Source organism: Geodermatophilus sp. SYSU D00815 (assembly GCF_054050035.1).
Window position 1 is genome coordinate 286381 of record NZ_JBJGYO010000003.1, and the last position, 15006, is coordinate 301386.

Annotated in this window: 13 protein-coding genes; 10 read left to right on the plus strand and 3 right to left on the minus strand. The window is 76.9% G+C overall.

What is annotated here, in order from left to right; genetic code table 11:
- Positions 1 to 19 precede the first annotated feature (19 nt).
- Positions 20 to 2974: a sacsin N-terminal ATP-binding-like domain-containing protein gene (locus ACI78S_RS05950; protein ID WP_456971305.1), complete on the minus strand. Its 2955-nt coding sequence runs from the start codon at positions 2972 to 2974 to the stop codon at positions 20 to 22.
- Between the two features lie 42 nt (positions 2975 to 3016).
- Between ACI78S_RS05950 and ppk2 the strand changes: the two genes are divergently transcribed.
- Genes ppk2 through ACI78S_RS05965 form a run of 3 tightly spaced genes read left to right on the plus strand, consistent with a single transcriptional unit; the run spans position 3017 to position 7173 of the window.
- Positions 3017 to 3964: a polyphosphate kinase 2 gene (ppk2, locus tag ACI78S_RS05955; RefSeq protein WP_456971306.1), complete on the plus strand. Its 948-nt coding sequence runs from the start codon at positions 3017 to 3019 to the stop codon at positions 3962 to 3964.
- A 57-nt stretch (positions 3965 to 4021) separates the two neighbouring features.
- Positions 4022 to 5560 (plus strand): aldehyde dehydrogenase family protein, encoded by a 1539-nt coding sequence (locus ACI78S_RS05960; RefSeq protein ID WP_456971307.1) that lies wholly within the window; start codon positions 4022 to 4024, stop codon positions 5558 to 5560.
- Positions 5557 to 7173: a GMC family oxidoreductase gene (locus ACI78S_RS05965; RefSeq protein ID WP_456971308.1), complete on the plus strand. Its 1617-nt coding sequence runs from the start codon at positions 5557 to 5559 to the stop codon at positions 7171 to 7173. The genes ACI78S_RS05960 and ACI78S_RS05965 overlap by 4 nt, the downstream gene beginning before the upstream one ends.
- Before the next feature lie 49 nt (positions 7174 to 7222).
- Here ACI78S_RS05965 and ACI78S_RS05970 read toward each other — a convergent pair whose 3' ends face one another.
- Positions 7223 to 8539, minus strand: coding sequence for an MFS transporter (locus ACI78S_RS05970; protein WP_456971309.1), 1317 nt, complete (start codon positions 8537 to 8539; stop codon positions 7223 to 7225).
- A gap of 72 nt (positions 8540 to 8611) precedes the next feature.
- Here ACI78S_RS05970 and ACI78S_RS05975 point away from each other — a divergent pair, with 72 nt between their 5' ends.
- From ACI78S_RS05975 to ACI78S_RS05985, 3 genes are all read left to right on the plus strand, one after another.
- The gene (locus ACI78S_RS05975) at positions 8612 to 9610 is read left to right on the plus strand and encodes a GlxA family transcriptional regulator (protein WP_456971310.1); all 999 of its coding nucleotides are present in this window, start codon (positions 8612 to 8614) and stop codon (positions 9608 to 9610) included.
- A gap of 183 nt (positions 9611 to 9793) precedes the next feature.
- Entirely contained in the window at positions 9794 to 11338 is a 1545-nt protein-coding gene (locus tag ACI78S_RS05980) for a DEAD/DEAH box helicase (RefSeq protein ID WP_456971311.1), read from the plus strand.
- Between the two features lie 41 nt (positions 11339 to 11379).
- Positions 11380 to 11886 carry a hypothetical protein gene (locus ACI78S_RS05985; protein WP_456971312.1) on the plus strand — a complete coding sequence of 169 codons (507 nt, stop codon included), beginning with the start codon at positions 11380 to 11382 and terminating at the stop codon, positions 11884 to 11886.
- A gap of 6 nt (positions 11887 to 11892) precedes the next feature.
- Here ACI78S_RS05985 and ACI78S_RS05990 read toward each other — a convergent pair whose 3' ends face one another.
- Complete coding sequence (locus tag ACI78S_RS05990) at positions 11893 to 12423, minus strand: helix-turn-helix domain-containing protein (RefSeq protein ID WP_456971313.1); 531 nt, start codon at positions 12421 to 12423, stop codon at positions 11893 to 11895.
- 56 nt (positions 12424 to 12479) lie between these two features.
- On the opposite strand from ACI78S_RS05990, the gene ACI78S_RS05995 reads away from it, so the two are divergent.
- From ACI78S_RS05995 to ACI78S_RS06010, 4 genes are all read left to right on the plus strand, one after another.
- Complete coding sequence (locus ACI78S_RS05995; protein WP_456971314.1) at positions 12480 to 12821, plus strand: hypothetical protein; 342 nt, start codon at positions 12480 to 12482, stop codon at positions 12819 to 12821.
- 1 nt (position 12822) lies between these two features.
- Positions 12823 to 13749 (plus strand): alpha/beta hydrolase family protein, encoded by a 927-nt coding sequence (locus ACI78S_RS06000; protein WP_456971315.1) that lies wholly within the window; start codon positions 12823 to 12825, stop codon positions 13747 to 13749.
- A gap of 248 nt (positions 13750 to 13997) precedes the next feature.
- Positions 13998 to 14477 (plus strand): cupredoxin domain-containing protein, encoded by a 480-nt coding sequence (locus ACI78S_RS06005; protein ID WP_456971316.1) that lies wholly within the window; start codon positions 13998 to 14000, stop codon positions 14475 to 14477.
- A gap of 17 nt (positions 14478 to 14494) precedes the next feature.
- Positions 14495 to 14911: a hypothetical protein gene (locus tag ACI78S_RS06010; protein WP_456971317.1), complete on the plus strand. Its 417-nt coding sequence runs from the start codon at positions 14495 to 14497 to the stop codon at positions 14909 to 14911.
- Positions 14912 to 15006 lie beyond the last annotated feature (95 nt).

Here is a 15006-nt window from a genome sequence, read left to right on the forward strand (position 1 = left end):
GCCGCACCTGCCGGTGGGGTCAGCCCGCCACGCCGTCCTCGGCGGCCAGCCGGCCGGCGCGGTCGGGGTGCGCGAACGCCTCGGCCAGGGCCTGGCGGAGCGGCCACGCGGCCGCCCGCCAGGCCAGCGCCCGACCGAGCGCGTCCGACGTCCCGTCCACGGCGTCGGCGTCCGCCCCCGGCCACCAGGCCACCGGGCGGCCACCGACGGTGAGCGGCGCGTGCACGGCGACCTCGCCGTCGAGCTCGTCGACGCCGAGCCGGGCGGCCGCCAGCGCCGCGCCGGGGACGTCCCGCCAGGGCAGCCGCCGCTGCGGCGCGCCGTCCGGCCGGCCGCTCACCAGCTCGCTGGCCAGCGGCAGGTCGAGCAGGTCGGCGACCGCCTCCGGTGCTCCGCCGGCCGGCACCAGCGGCGCGTCGACCAGCGGCTGCACCCACGGGGCGTCGAGCACGACGGCGTCCTCGACCACCCGGTCCGGGGCGACCCGCACCCGCTCCGGCGGCGGGACGTCGACCCCGTCGAGCGCCTCGGCCAGCCGGGCGTGGACCGTGCGCAGCACGTGCGGGCGCACGGTGCGCGCCGGGTCGCCAAGCCGCTCGAGCAGGTCGAGCGCGGCGTCGACGTCGGCGAGGACGTCGCCCACCGTCGCCGGCGGCCGCAGCAGGTCGAGCAGCGCCGGATCGGCCTCGGCCGGTTCGTACAGTCCCTGCAGCTCCGGCGCCCGCGGGTCCCGGAGCCGGTCGGGTCGCCGTCCGCCGAGCACCGGGCGGGTCGACAGCCACCAGCGCAGGTACGACGGGACGGCGACGTCGTCCAGGTGCACGTCGGCCCAGGCCGGCGTGGGCAGGGCGGCCAGAAGCGGCAGCGCGCCGGCCCAGTCGACGACGAGCTCGAGGTCGCGGACGGCGGTCAGCGCCGGCCACCGCGGCGGGAGCGCGCCGGGCGGGAGCCGGTCCAGGACGGCGTCGGTCCACTCCTCGGCGCCGTCGACGTCGAGGTCGTCGGGGTCCTCGGCGGTGACCAGCGCGAAGGTGTCGAGGACGCCGACCGCCCGCAGCGCCGCGCGGTCGGCCGCGAAGCGCGGGTCGAGCAGCCCCAGCGCGCCGTCGGCGAGCACGGCGGCCAGCGGGGAGCCGGGCAGCACGAGCTCGCCGGCGGGCGCCCAGCCGCCGTCGGCGTCGGGGAGGGCCAGGTCGGCCAGCCACGGCAGCTCGCCGGGGGCGGTGCCCGCCGCGGCGACCAGCGCCAGGACGGCCCCGGCCAGCGCCGCGGGGTCCTCGACCTCGCCCTCGTCGACCGCGTCCACCGAGCGCTCGACCACGGCCCGCACGGCCGGGTCGGCGAGCACCGCGGCGGCCGTGGCCGGGCGCGCCCCGAGCCGTTCGAGCAGCCGGCGCGCCGGCGGGGCCGCCACCGCCTCGGGGTGCGCGACCCGCAGTCCGAGCGGGGCCAGCCGCGCCACCGGCAGGCCCTCCTCGGGCAGCAGCACACCGGCGGCGCCGTGCGCGGTCCGCCCGTCGGCGAGCGGCACCGGCAGCGCGCCGAGCTCCTCGCGGTCGGCGTCGGCGAACGCCGCGTACAGCGCGGCCCACCAGGCCGGCGGGCGGTCCACCCCGCGCACCGCCTCCACCACGTCGGCGAGCCCGGTCCGCCGCACGCCCAGCGCGGCGAGGACGGGCGCGTCGGTGCGCCGGGACCACGCCGCGGGCAGCAGCCCGGGGACGACGCCGACCAGCGCGGCCACCCTCGCCTCGGCCGGGTCGTCGAGCGCCGCGGCGCGGCCGGGCGGCTGCACCGCCTCGTCGTCGCCGGCCACCGGCAGCCAGGCGAGGGCGCGCAGCCGGTCGAGCACCGCGGTCGCCAGGGCGGCGTCGAGCTCGGCCGCGGCCAGCCCGACCCGCGGCACGAGCCCGAGGACGGCGGCGTCGCGGGGAAGCGCGGCCACCAGGTCGGCGCAGGTGTCGGCGGCGGCGGCCACGAGGGCGTCGGTGACCGCGCCGGGCAGCACGTGGCGGCGGTCGGGGCCGAGCGGGAACGGGGCGATCAGCCGCACCGGCAGCGACAGCGGTTCGTCGCTGGGGGTGGGCGCGTGCACCACCTGCCGGCCGGGCAGCGGCCGGGGGCGGTCCTCGTCGAGCGGGACGGCGCAGGTGACCGTCCAGCCGCGCCGCTCGCGCTCCTCCACCGGCCGCTCGGCGACCAGTTCGGCCGGCAGCTCCCCCGACCGCCGCGCCACCTGCCAGACCGTCGTCCGCTCGCCGTCCGACAGCCGGGCTCTCGGTGCGGAGAGCTCGCAGGTGAGGGTGCGGACGGCGGCGCCGGCGACGACGTCGACGCGGTCGAGGCCCGGCAGGGCCAGCAGCAGCTCCGGCTCGAGGGCGTCGAGCGCGGCGGCGACGGCCTCCCGCGCGCCCGGGCGCAGCGGCAGCACGACCTCGGTGGCGAAGCCCTCGGGCGGTGACCCGGCGGCCGGCCAGGGCAGCCGCAGCACCGGCACCGCGCCGTCGCGGCGGGCCAGCTCGCCGGCCAGCGAGGGGACGGCGGCCACCTCGGCGCGCGTGCGGTCCGCGCTGAACGCCACCCCGCCAGAGCTCGAGACCACGGCCGGCTCGTCGCTGACCGCGAGCACGGCCGCGAAGCCGACGCCGAAGCGGCCCACCGTCGCCGGCCCGTCCCGCTTGGCGCTGGCCCGCAGCGTCGCCAGCGCCTGCACCCCGTCGGCGTCGAGCGGGGCGCCGGTGTTGGCCGCCCGCAGCTCGTCGCCGGTCAGCTCCAGCCGCAGCACACCGCGCACGCCGGCCCGGACGGCGGCGTCGGCGGCGTTCTGCGCCAGCTCGACCAGCAGCCGGTCGCGGTAGCCGCCGCGGACCAGGTCCTCCTCGGCGTTGGCGTCCTCGCGGAACCGGGGCGGGCTGGCGGCCCACGCCGCGAGCACCCGCCGCCGGGTCCCCGCGGTGTCGAAGGGGTCGGGCACGGCGACAGCATCGCAGCGCCCGCCCCGGGGTACTGCGCCGACGTGAGCACCGACGCCCCGCCCCTCGCCTCCACCGTGGACCTCTCGCAGTACCGCCTCCAGGCGCTGCCCGACGAGGACTCCGACGAGGACTGGGACGACGACGGCGCCCTCTACGGTCCCGACGGCCGGCTGGTCGAGACCTGGCGAGAGGGCTACCCGTACGACGAGAAGCTGCCGCGGCGGGCGTACGAGCGGGAGAAGCGCCGGCTGCAGATCCAGCTGCTGCGCTTCCAGGGCTGGGTCAAGGACACCGGCCAGCAGGTCGTCATCCTGTTCGAGGGCCGCGACGCGGCCGGCAAGGGCGGCACGATCAAGCGCTTCACCGAGCACCTCAACCCGCGCGGCGCCCGGGTCGTGGCGCTGGACAAGCCCAGCGAGCGCGAGCAGACCCAGTGGTACTTCCAGCGCTACGTGCAGCACCTGCCCGCGGCCGGGGAGATCGTGCTCTTCGACCGCTCCTGGTACAACCGCGCCGGCGTCGAGCGGGTCATGGGCTACGCCACCGACGAGCAGTACCAGCGCTTCGTCCGCCAGGCGCCCGAGTTCGAGCGGATGCTGGTCGACAGCGGCATCTGCCTGGTCAAGTTCTGGTTCTCGGTCTCGCGCCGCGAGCAGCGCACCCGGTTCATCGTCCGCCAGCTCGACCCGGTGCGGCAGTGGAAGCTCTCCCCCACCGACCTGGCCTCGCTGGACCGGTGGGACGACTACACCGAGGCCAAGGAGGCGATGTTCGCCGCCACCGACACCCCCTGGGCGCCGTGGACGGTGATCAAGAGCAACGACAAGAAGCGCGCCCGGCTGGAGGCCATGCGGTACCTGCTCTGCCGCTCCGACTACGAGGGCAAGGACGACGCCGTGGTCGGCCGCCCCGATCCCAACATCGTCGTGGCCGCCGCCGACGTCCTGGAGCTGGACCGGGAGACGCTGGAGGCCGAGCGCGCGTCCTGACCGCCGGCCCGGACGCTGACCCTACGCGCCGGTAACTTGCCGGGTAACCTCCGCCACATGTCGCTCGCGGAGCAGATGGGCACGGTCACCGCCGCCGACGCCGGCACGGTCGACCGGCACGCCACCACCGAGACGTTCGAGTCCACCGACCCGGCCACCGGCGCGGTCGTCGGGGTCTTCCCCGTGCACGACGCCGTCGCCGTCCGCGAGACCGTCGAGCGCGCCCGTCCGGCCGCCGACGCGTGGGGCGCGCTCGGCCACGACGGCCGCCGGCAGCGGCTGGCCGCCTACCGCGGCTACCTGGCCCGGCGGATGCACGAGCTGGCCGACCTGGTGCACCGCGAGAACGGCAAGCCGCACGCCGACGCGATCCTCGAGATCACCCTGGCGGTCGACCACCTGGCCTGGGCCGGCGGCCACGCCCGCAAGGTGCTGGGCCCCCGCCGGGTGCCGGCCGGGCTGCTCGCCGCCAACCACGCCGCCTACCTGGAGTACCAGCCGCTCGGGGTGATCGGCGTGATCGGCCCGTGGAACTACCCGGTCTTCACGCCCATGGGCTCGATCGCCTACGCGCTCGCGGCGGGCAACGCCGTCGTCTTCAAGCCGTCGGAGCACACCCCCGCCGTCGGGGCCTGGCTGGCCGCCGCGTGGCGCGCCGCCGTCCCCGACGCCGCCGACGCCTTCCAGGTGGTCACCGGGTTCGGCGAGACCGGGGGCGCGCTCTGCCGTGCCGGGGTCGACAAGGTCGCCTTCACCGGCTCGGCCCCCACCGGCAGGAAGGTCATGGCCGCCTGCGCGGAGAACCTGGTGCCGGTGCTCATGGAGCTCGGCGGCAAGGACGCGATGATCGTCGACGACGACGCCGACGTCGCCGCGGCCGCCGACGCCGCGGTCTGGGGCGGGCTGAGCAACGCCGGGCAGACCTGCATCGGCATCGAGCGGGTCTACGCCACCGAGAAGGTCTACGACTCCTTCGTCGCCGAGGTGCGCCGGAAGGTCGAGGGCCTGCGGCCGGGGTCGGACGACGACGCCGCCTACGGGCCGATGACCATGGCCGCGCAGGCCGACGTCGTGAAGCGCCACCTCGAGGACGCGACGGCGAACGGCGGCCGGGCCCTGGTCGGCGGCACCGTCGACGGCGGGCTCATCGCCCCCACCGTGCTGGTCGACGTGCCCGAGACCTCCGCCGCGGTGCGCGAGGAGACCTTCGGCCCGACGCTGACCATCACGAAGGTGCGCGACGCCGAGGAGGCCCTCGTGCGCACCAACGCCACCACCTACGGGCTGGCCGGCGCGGTGTTCTCGCGGTCCAGGAGCAGGGCGATGGACCTCGCCCGGCGCATGCGCAGCGGCATGACGAGCGTGAACTCGGTGCTCACCTTCGCCTCGGTGCCGGCGCTGCCGTTCGGCGGCGTGGGCGACAGCGGCTTCGGCCGCATCCACGGCGAGGACGGGCTCAAGGAGTTCACCCGCGCCAAGGCCATCACCCGCCAGCGGGTCCCGCTGCCGGTGAACCTGATGAGCTTCGGCCGGCCGGCCCGGGCCGCCGACGCCCTCGCCCGGGTGGTGGGCCTCGTGCACGGGCGCCACCGGTGACCACCGATGTGGCCGTCCCGGTGGAGCACGACGTCGTCGTCGTCGGAGCCGGCTCGGCCGGGTCGACGCTGGCCGGCCGGCTGTCGGAGGACCCGTCGCTGCGGGTGCTGCTGCTGGAGGCCGGCGGCTCCGACGACGTGCTCGAGGTGAGGATCCCGGCGGCGCTGTACAAGCTCTGGCGCACCCGCCGGGACTGGAACTACACCACCGAGCCGCAGCCGGGCCTCGGCGGCCGCCGGCTGTTCTGGCCGCGCGGCAAGATGCTCGGCGGCTCGTCGTCGTTCAACGCGATGATCTACATCCGCGGCGCGGCGGCCGACTACGACGAGTGGGCCAAGCTCACCGGCGACGACTCCTGGTCCTACGACCACGTGCTGCCGCTGTTCACGCGCACGGAGGACAACGCCCGCGGCGCGAGCGAGCACCACGGCGTCGGCGGCCCGCTGCGCGTCGAGGACCTGCGCTCGCCGCACCGGTGGAGCCGCGCCGTCGTCCAGGCCGCGGTGGCGGCCGGCTACCCGCGCAACGACGACTTCAACGGCGCCACGCAGGAGGGCGTCGGCTTCTACCAGGTCACCCAGCGGCGCGGCCGGCGCTGGTCGGCGGCCGACGCCTACCTGAAGCCGGCGCTCGACCGGCCCAACCTGACCGTGCTGACCGGCGCGCAGGCGACCCGCGTGCTGGTCGAGGGCGGCCGGGCGACCGGGGTCGAGTACCGCCGCGGCGGCGCGCTGCACACCGCCCGCGCCGCGGCCGAGGTGGTGCTGGCCGGCGGCGCGGTCAACTCGCCGCAGCTGCTCCTGCTCTCGGGCATCGGCCCGGCCGACCACCTGCGCGAGGTCGGCGTCGACGTCGTCCACGACCTGCCCGGCGTCGGCCAGGGGCTGCAGGACCACCCGCTGGTCCCGGTCATCTGGCACGTGCGCAGCGGCAGGTCGCTGTTCCGGGCCGAGTCGCCGGCGGGGTACGCGCAGTGGTTCGGCGCCCGCCGCGGCCCGCTGACGTCGAACCTGGCCGAGGCCGGGCTGTTCACCCGCTCCCGCGACGACCTCGCCGAGCCCGACCTGCAGTACCACTTCCTGCCGGTCAAGTTCTGGCGGCAGGCCGAGGTCGACCCCGACGTCGACGCCTTCACCGCGGCCACGGTGCTGGTGCGCGTGCACTCCCGCGGCTCGGTGCGGCTGCGCTCGGCCGACCCCACCTGGGCGCCGGCGATCGACGCCGGCTACCTCACCGACGAGCGCGACCTCGACGCGCTCGTCGCCGGGGTGGAGAAGGCCCGGGAGCTGGCCTCGGCCGCGCCGCTGGCGTCGGTGCTGGCCGAGGAGTGGTCACCCGGCGGCACCGTGTCGGGCCGCGCGGCGCTGCGGTCGAAGGTCCGCGAGACCCTCGAGTCGCTCTACCACCCGGTCAGCTCGTGCCGCATGGGCGTCGACGACCTCGCCGTCGTCGACCCCCGGCTGAGGGTGCACGGCCTCGAGGGGCTGCGGGTGGTCGACGCCTCGGTGATGCCGACGCTGGTGCGCGGCAACACGAACGCCCCGACGATCATGATCGCCGAGCGGGCGGCCGACCTGATCCGCGGCCGCAGCGTCGATCCCGCCCTCACCTGAGGCCCCTGCAGGGGCCGCCGCTCGCGCTGCGCGGGCGGGCAGCGGGGCCTCAGCCGTGCGTGGTGGCGGCGGCCGCCTGGACCGGGGACGGCGGCAGGCCGGCGAACGAGCCGTCCCGCGGACCGCGGCGGATCGAGATCGACAGCGCCGCGGCCAGCAGGCAGAGCAGCCCGGCGGCGTACCAGGCGGGGTCGTAGGAGCCGGTCAGGTCGCGGACGACGCCGCCGCCGAACGCCGCCACCGCCGAGCCGACCTGGTGGGAGGCGAAGACCCAGCCGAACACCACCGGCGCGCGGGCGCCGAAGTGCTCGCGGCACAGCGCCAGCGTCGGCGGCACGGTGGCCACCCAGTCCAGGCCGTAGAAGACGATGAACGCCACCATCGACAGCCCCACGCCGGGCGCGAACAGCGACGGCAGCAGGAACAGCGACAGCCCGCGGAACAGGTAGTAGGTGAGCAGCAGCAGCCGCGGGTCGAACCGGTCGGTGAGCCAGCCCGAGAAGATCGTCCCGGCGATGTCGAACAGGCCGACCACCGCCAGCAGGCCGGCCGCCGTGGTCACCGGCATGCCGTGGTCGTGCGCGGCCGGGATGAAGTGCGGCTGCACCAGGCCGTTGGTCGAGGCCCCGCAGACCATGAAGCTCACGGCGAGCACCCAGAAGACCCGGCTGCGCGCGGCGTCGGCCAGCCCGCGCAGCGCGGTGCGCGCCGCGCCGGTGCGCACCGGGTCGACGTCGTCGGCGGCGGTGCCGCCGTAGGGGACGGCGCCCACGTCGCGCGGCCGGTCGCGCAGCAGCCACGCCACCAGGGGGACGACGGCCAGGGCGGCCGCGGTGGTGCCCAGCGCCGCCGCCCGCCACCCCCAGCGCCCGTCGGCCCAGGCGACCAGCGGCAGGAAGACCAGCTGCCCGGTGGCGCCACCGGCGGTGAGGATGCCGCTGACCAGCCCGCGCCGGGCCACGAACCAGCGGCCGGTCACGGTGGCGACGAGGGCCAGCGCCATCGAGCCGGTGCCGATGCCGACCAGGAAGCCCCACAGCAGGAGCAGCTGCCAGCTCGCCGTCATGAACACGGTCAGGCCGCTGCCGGTCGCGGTGAGCACGAGCGCGCCCACCACCACCCGGCGGACGCCGAAGCGCTCCATGAGCGCGGCGGCGAACGGCGCGGTCAGCCCGTAGAGCGCCATGTTCACGGCCACGGCCGCGGAGATGGTCGACACCGACCAGCCGAACTCGGTGTGCAGCGGGTCGATGAGCACCCCGGGGACGGCGCGGAACGCGGCCGCCCCCACCATGGCGAGGAACGTCACGGCGGCCACCCACCAGGCGGGGTGGACGCGGCGGGTCCGCGCGGTCGTGCTCCTCACGACGGTCGAGGATGCCGCACGGCCCCGGGCGCGACGAGTGGCCGGGCGGCCAACATGTGCAAGGATCCGGCCATGGCGCGGGAACCGCACGAGGTCGCCGTCGTGGCGCTCGACCGCGTGGTCGCGCTCGAGCTCGGCCTCCCCCACCGGCTGCTGGCACTGGCCGAGGACGACACGGGCCGGCCGCTGTACCGGGTCCGCGTGGGCAGCCTCGACGGCGGGCCGGTGCGGACCTCGGACGGCTTCGCCGTCCAGCCCGACCACGACCTCTCACTGCTCGAGCGCGCCGGGACCGTGGTGATCCCGGGGATGGAGGGCGGGCCGGCGCTGGAGCAGGGGTCGATCCCCGACGAGCTGCGCACGGCCCTGCACGAGGCGGCCGGGCACGCGCGCCTGGTCTCGCTGTGCACCGGGGCCTCGGTGCTGGCGGCGGCCGGCCTGCTCGACGGCCGGCCGGCCGCCACGCACTGGCGCGACGCCGACCAGTTCCGGCGGGTGTTCCCGGCCGTGCGCCTGGACCCCGACGTGCTCTTCGTCGACGACGGCGACGTGCTCACCTCGGCCGGGGTGGCGGCCGGCATCGACCTGCTGCTGCACCTGGTGCGCCGCGACCACGGCACCGCGGTGGCCAACCGGGTGGCCCGGCGCAACGTCGTCGCCCCCTGGCGCGACGGCGGCCAGGCCCAGTTCGTCGAGCGGCCGGTGCCCGCCGGCGACGGCGGCGGGACGGCGGCCACCCGCGCCTGGGCCCTCGACCGGCTCGGCGAGCCGCTGACGCTGGCCGACCTGGCCGCCCACGCGCACACGAGCGTGCGCACCTTCACCCGCCGGTTCCGCGAGGAGACCGGCGTCTCGCCGCTGCGCTGGCTGGCCGCCCAGCGCCTGTCGCTGGCCCGGCACCTGCTGGAGTCCACCGACGCCTCGGTCGACCAGGTGGCGGCCCGGGCCGGCTTCGGCACCCCGGCGTCGCTGCGGGCGCACCTGCGCGCGGCGCTGGGCGTCTCCCCGCTCGCCTACCGGCGGACCTACCGGGGTGTGACCGGATCGTCGTCCGCCCGGTGGACTGCCTGACCGCCGCGTCTGGTTGAGTAGGGAGACCGGCGCCGCCCTCGCTCATCCGGAGCAGGACTCGACGTCGGGCCCGGGCAGCGCCACCGAGGCGCGCCAGGCCGTACGACGTCCCTCCGCCGGCGCGCGATCCCCGCTGCGCTGCACCGCGGACGACGACGGCCACCAGAGACGTCGAGGAAGTCCGTGACCCACCCTGCCCCGCAGTCCGACCGCCCCGCCCGCAACCGCCGTCGCCGCGGCGGCCGCGGCCGCGGTCCCCGCCCGGCCGCCCAGCCCGCGCCCGTCGGGACCGCGCCGGTCGAGACCGCCGTCGAGGCCCCCGTCCTCCCGGTCGGCGACGAGATCGCCACCGTCCTCCCCACCGACACCACGTTCGAGGCCCTCGGGGTGCCCGCCCCGCTCGTCGAGGTGCTCGCCGCCAGCGGCATCACCGCGCCGTTCCCCATCCAGGTCGCGACGCTGCCCGACAGCCTCGCCGGCCGCGACGTGCTCGGCCGCGGCCGCACCGGCTCCGGCAAGACGCTGGCCTTCGGCCTGCCGCTGGTGGCCCGGCTCGCCGCCTCCGACAGCCGGCGCACGCCGAAGCGGCCGCGGGCGCTGGTGCTCGTCCCCACGCGCGAGCTCGCCAACCAGGTCCTCGCCACCGTCGAGCCGCTGGCCCGGGCGCTCGGCATGAGGGCCACCACCGTCTTCGGCGGGGTCGGCCAGAACCCGCAGGTCCAGGCGCTCGCCGGCGGCATCGACGTGCTCGTCGCCTGCCCGGGCCGGCTCGAGGACCTCATCGGCCAGGGGCACGCCGACCTCTCCGCCGTGGAGATCACCGTGCTCGACGAGGCCGACCACATGGCCGACCTCGGCTTCCTGCCCGGCGTCAAGCGGCTGCTGGACCGCACGCCGGGGGGCGGCCAGCGGCTGCTGTTCTCGGCCACGCTCGACAACGGCGTCGACGTCCTGGTGAAGCGCTACCTCACCGCCCCGACGACGCACTCGGTCGACCCGGCCGTGGCGCCGGTGGCGACGATGACCCACCACGTGCTGCAGGTGGCCGCCGCCGACAAGGCCGAGGTGGTCCGCCAGCTCGCCTCCGGCCTGGGCCGCAGCGTGCTGTTCACCCGCACCAAGCACCAGGCGAAGAAGCTGGCCAAGCAGCTGACCGCCGCCGGGATCCCCGCCGTCGACCTGCACGGCAACCTCAGCCAGAACGCCCGCGAGCGCAACCTCGAGGCGTTCAGCACCGGCCGCACGCGCGTGCTGTGCGCCACCGACATCGCCGCCCGCGGCATCCACGTCGACGACGTCGCGCTGGTCGTGCACGTCGACCCGCCGGCCGAGCACAAGGCCTACCTGCACCGCTCCGGCCGGACGGCGCGGGCCGGCGCCGGCGGCACCGTGGTGACGGTCTGCACGCCCGACCAGGCCGGCGAGGTCCGCACGCTCGCCCGCCAGGCCGGCATCCGCCCGACGGTCACCGCCGTGCGGCCGGGCGCCCCCGAGATCACCGACCTGACCGGCCCGGCCGCGCCGCGCGTGGAGCCGGCGCCCGCGCCGGCCCCGCAGCCGCAGGGTTCCGGTGGCGGCCGGCGCCGCCGCGGCGGGTCGTCGTCCCAGGGGTCGGGGACGGGCGCGGGCCGCCCGACCGGCCCGGCCCGGACCCGCGCGGAGCTCGCCGCGCGGGCGGGGACGACGTCGGCGGCCGCGTTCAGCGCCCGGTCCCGCCGGGGTCGCTGAACCGGTGGGTTGACCGGCCGGGTGGTGGGCACTGCACGCGCATGGCACTGCCCATCACCCTCTCGGAGATCCCGGCCCGCGTGTCGGCCGGCGCGTTCATCCTCAACAGCGGCCTCGGCAAGCGGGGGGCCGACGAGGCCACGGCCACCGGCATGCACGGCTTCGCGACGGGGACCTACCCGTTCCTGAAGTCGGTGCCGCCGCAGCAGTTCGTCAAGTACCTGTCGACGGCGGAGATCGTCATCGGCGCGGCGCTGCTGACCCCGTTCGTGCCGACCGTCGTGGCCGGCACGGCGCTGACCGCCTTCTCCGGCGGCCTGCTCGGGCTGTACCTGCGCACCCCGGGCATGCGCAAGGAGGGCAGCCTGGCCCCGACCCAGGAGGGGCTGAGCCTGGCCAAGGACGCCTGGCTGGCCGGCATCGGGCTGTCCATCGTCCTGCGCGGGCTCAGCGGCCCCAGCGTCTCGGTGCGCAAGGCCGAGAAGCGGGCGCGCAAGGCCGAGAAGGTCGGCCGCCGCCAGGCCCGCAGGGCGGCCCGCACGAGCTGACCGGGCTCAGCTGCCGGGCAGCTGGACGACGTGCACGATCCGCCGGCGCCGGCCCTCCCCCGGGCCGGCCGCCAGGCGGTCCATCAGCAGCGCGCGCAGCGCCAGCACGAACGAGGAGAACTCCTCGTCGGTCTGCCACAGGGCGACCGTGCGGTAGCCGACGCCGTCGCGCGCGAGGTCGGGCGGCTCGCCCGCGGCGGCGAGGTACCGGTCGAAGTCGGCCAGCAGGCCGGCGACGAACGTGCCGAACGTCTGGCGGTGGTCCTCCCCCGACATGCCCGCGAGCTCGGCGGCCCCCATCGACGCCGCCCGGTCGACGAGCCGGTAGCTGCGCTCGGCCGCGCCGCGCACCCTGCGCTCGCCCACGACCTCCAGCACCCCGGCCTCGGCCAGGACGCCGACGTGCCGGTACAGCGTGGCCGCCGGGACGTCGGGCAGCTCGGCCCGCAGGTCGCCCGTGGTGAGCGTGCGGTCGCCGAGGAAGGCCTGCACGACACGCAGGCGCACCGGGTGCAGGAGCAGGTCCGCCGAGGCCATCGCGCGCCACCGTTCTCATGCTTGACAACAATCTCGTTGTTGAGAATAGTGGAGGCATGGCCACGCTGCAACGGACCGACGACACCCTCCGGATCACCTTCACCCGTGCGGAGAAGCTCGGCGGCCTCGTCCGCGACGTCGAGGTGCCCCGCTCCGCCGTCACCGGCGCCACGCTGGTGACCGACCCCCTCGCCGAGCTCCGCGGGCTGCGCGCCCCCGGGCTGGCCCTGCCCGGCGTCCGCAAGATCGGCACCTGGCGCCGGCGCGGCACCCGCACGCTGGTCAGCATCCGCCGGGACCAGCCCGCCGTCCGGGTCGAGCTGACCGGTCAGCGCTACGACACCCTGCTCATCGGCGCCGACGACGCCGCGGCCCTCGCCGCGCAGATGGCGGGCTGACGTGCGCGAGCTGCCCCTCACCACCCCCGGCGGCCTGGCCGGCACCCTCGCCCTCCCCGACGGCCCCGGCCCGGTGCCCGCGGTGCTGATCGCCTCCGGCTCCGGACCGCTCGACCGCGACAGCAACCACCGCCGCGCCCGCTTCGACGTCGCCCGCCAGCTGGCGCACGCCCTGGCCGGGGGCGGGCTGGCCTCGCTGCGGTACGACAAGCGGGGCGTGGGCGCGAGCCCCGGCGACTGGCGCCGCGCGGGCCTGCACGACAACGTCGACGACATGGGCGAGGCGCTGGACGCGCTGGCCGCCCGCCCGGAGGTCGACCCCGCCCGGCTGCTGCTCGCCGGGCACAGCGAGGGTGCCCTGCTGGCCGCGGCGCTGGCCGCCCGCGGCGCCCCGGTCGCCGGCGTCGTCCTGCTGTCGGCGTCGGCGACGCCGGGCGACGCGCTGCTGCGCTGGCAGGCCCGGCAGATCGCGCCGACCCTCCCGGCGCCGGTCCGCGGCCTGCTGCGGCTGACCCGCACCGACCTCGAGGCCAAGGTGGCCCGCAACCACGAGCGGATCCGCGCCACCACCACCGACACCGCCCGCATCGGCCTGGCCCGGCTCAACGCGCGGTGGACCCGCGAGTTCCTCGACCACGACCCGCGCGAGGACCTGCGCCGGATCGCCGCCCCCGTGCTGGCGGTCACCGGCGCCAAGGACCTCCAGGTCGACCCGGGCGATCTGGACACCGTCGCCTCGACGGTCCCCGGGCCGGTGGCGGTCCACCGGGTCCCCGACCTGACGCACACGCTGCGCCGGCAGCCCGGGGCGCCGTCGCTGGGCGCGTACCGCCGGGAGCTGCGGCGGCCGGTGGACGCCGAGGTGCTCGACCTGGTGGTCGGCTGGTGCCGGGCGACGGCGGGCCTGGCCGCCGGGGCCTCGGCCTGACCCGGGCCGGGGGCCCCGGCGACGGCCGCGCTCGTGAACCCGGAGCGGTCGCGCGTGCGTGAAGTCGACGTGGGCCCCCTGCCGAGAGCGACCACGCCGGGGCACTCCGGCTCGACCGGCCCGCGTGCGGCACTCACACGGACTTCACAGGACCTCCAGGGTTCCGCAAGGTCCTGCAAGCTTGCAGTATTCGCCCCAGCGGACCGCGCGCAGCCAGGCGCCGGCCGCCCCGCAGCGAGGAGGCACCCGTGACCAAGGTTCGCCGACGCTCCGCCGCCCTGGTGCTCGCCGTGGCACTGGGCACGCTCTCGGCCTGCGGGGGGAGCGACGACGACGGCGGCGGCGGCGAGGCGGCCTCCACCACCACGAGCAGCAGCGCGGCCGAGACCACGTCGAGCAGCGCCGCGGCGACGACCGAGAGCTCCCCGGCGGAGAGCGTTCCGGCCCAGCCCCAGGCGCTGGCCGTCAGCTCCATCGACTTCGGCTACGAGATGGACAGCACCGACCTCGCCGCCGGCGAGTACGAGATCACGCTCACCAACACCGGCAACGCCTCGCACGACGTCGTCGTCGAGCAGGACGGCGCCGAGGTGGCGCGCAGCCAGGTGATCGGCCCCGGTGAGACCAGCACCTTCACCGTCGCACTCGAGCCCGGCTCCTACGTCTTCTTCTGCTCGGTCGGCAACCACCGTGCCATGGGCATGGAGGTCGACGTCACCGTCTCCTGAAAGGGGAGGTGTTCCGCATGACCACTGCGACGGCACCGGCACGGACCACGTCCACGGTGGTGATCTGGGTGCTGCGCCTGCTGGGCGCGGCGGCGCTGGTCGGCCTGGCCTGGATCCACTGGTACCTGTGGCAGCAGGGCTACGACACGATCGAGGTCATCGGCCCGGCGTTCCTGGCCAGCGTCATCTTCGGCATCGGCGGGGCGCTGCTCGTGCTCATCGCGCCGCCCCGGCTGCTGCCCCTGGCGGCGGTGCTCGGCGCCCTGCTGTGCCTCGGCACCCTCGGGGCGCTCCTCGTGTCCACCTGGGTGGGCCTGTTCGGCTTCAAGGAGACGACGGCGGCCCAGCTCTGGTGGGAGTCGTTCTGGGTGGAGCTGGCCGGCTTCGTCGTCCTGGCGGCGCTCGCCGTGCTCGCCGTCCGCCGCCGCCGCTGATGGAGTGGGAGGGGGGGGGGGCCCCCGCCCCCCCCCCACCCCGACCCCCACTACCCCCGGCCACGCCGGCGCGCCACGAGGGCCCACCGCGGGGC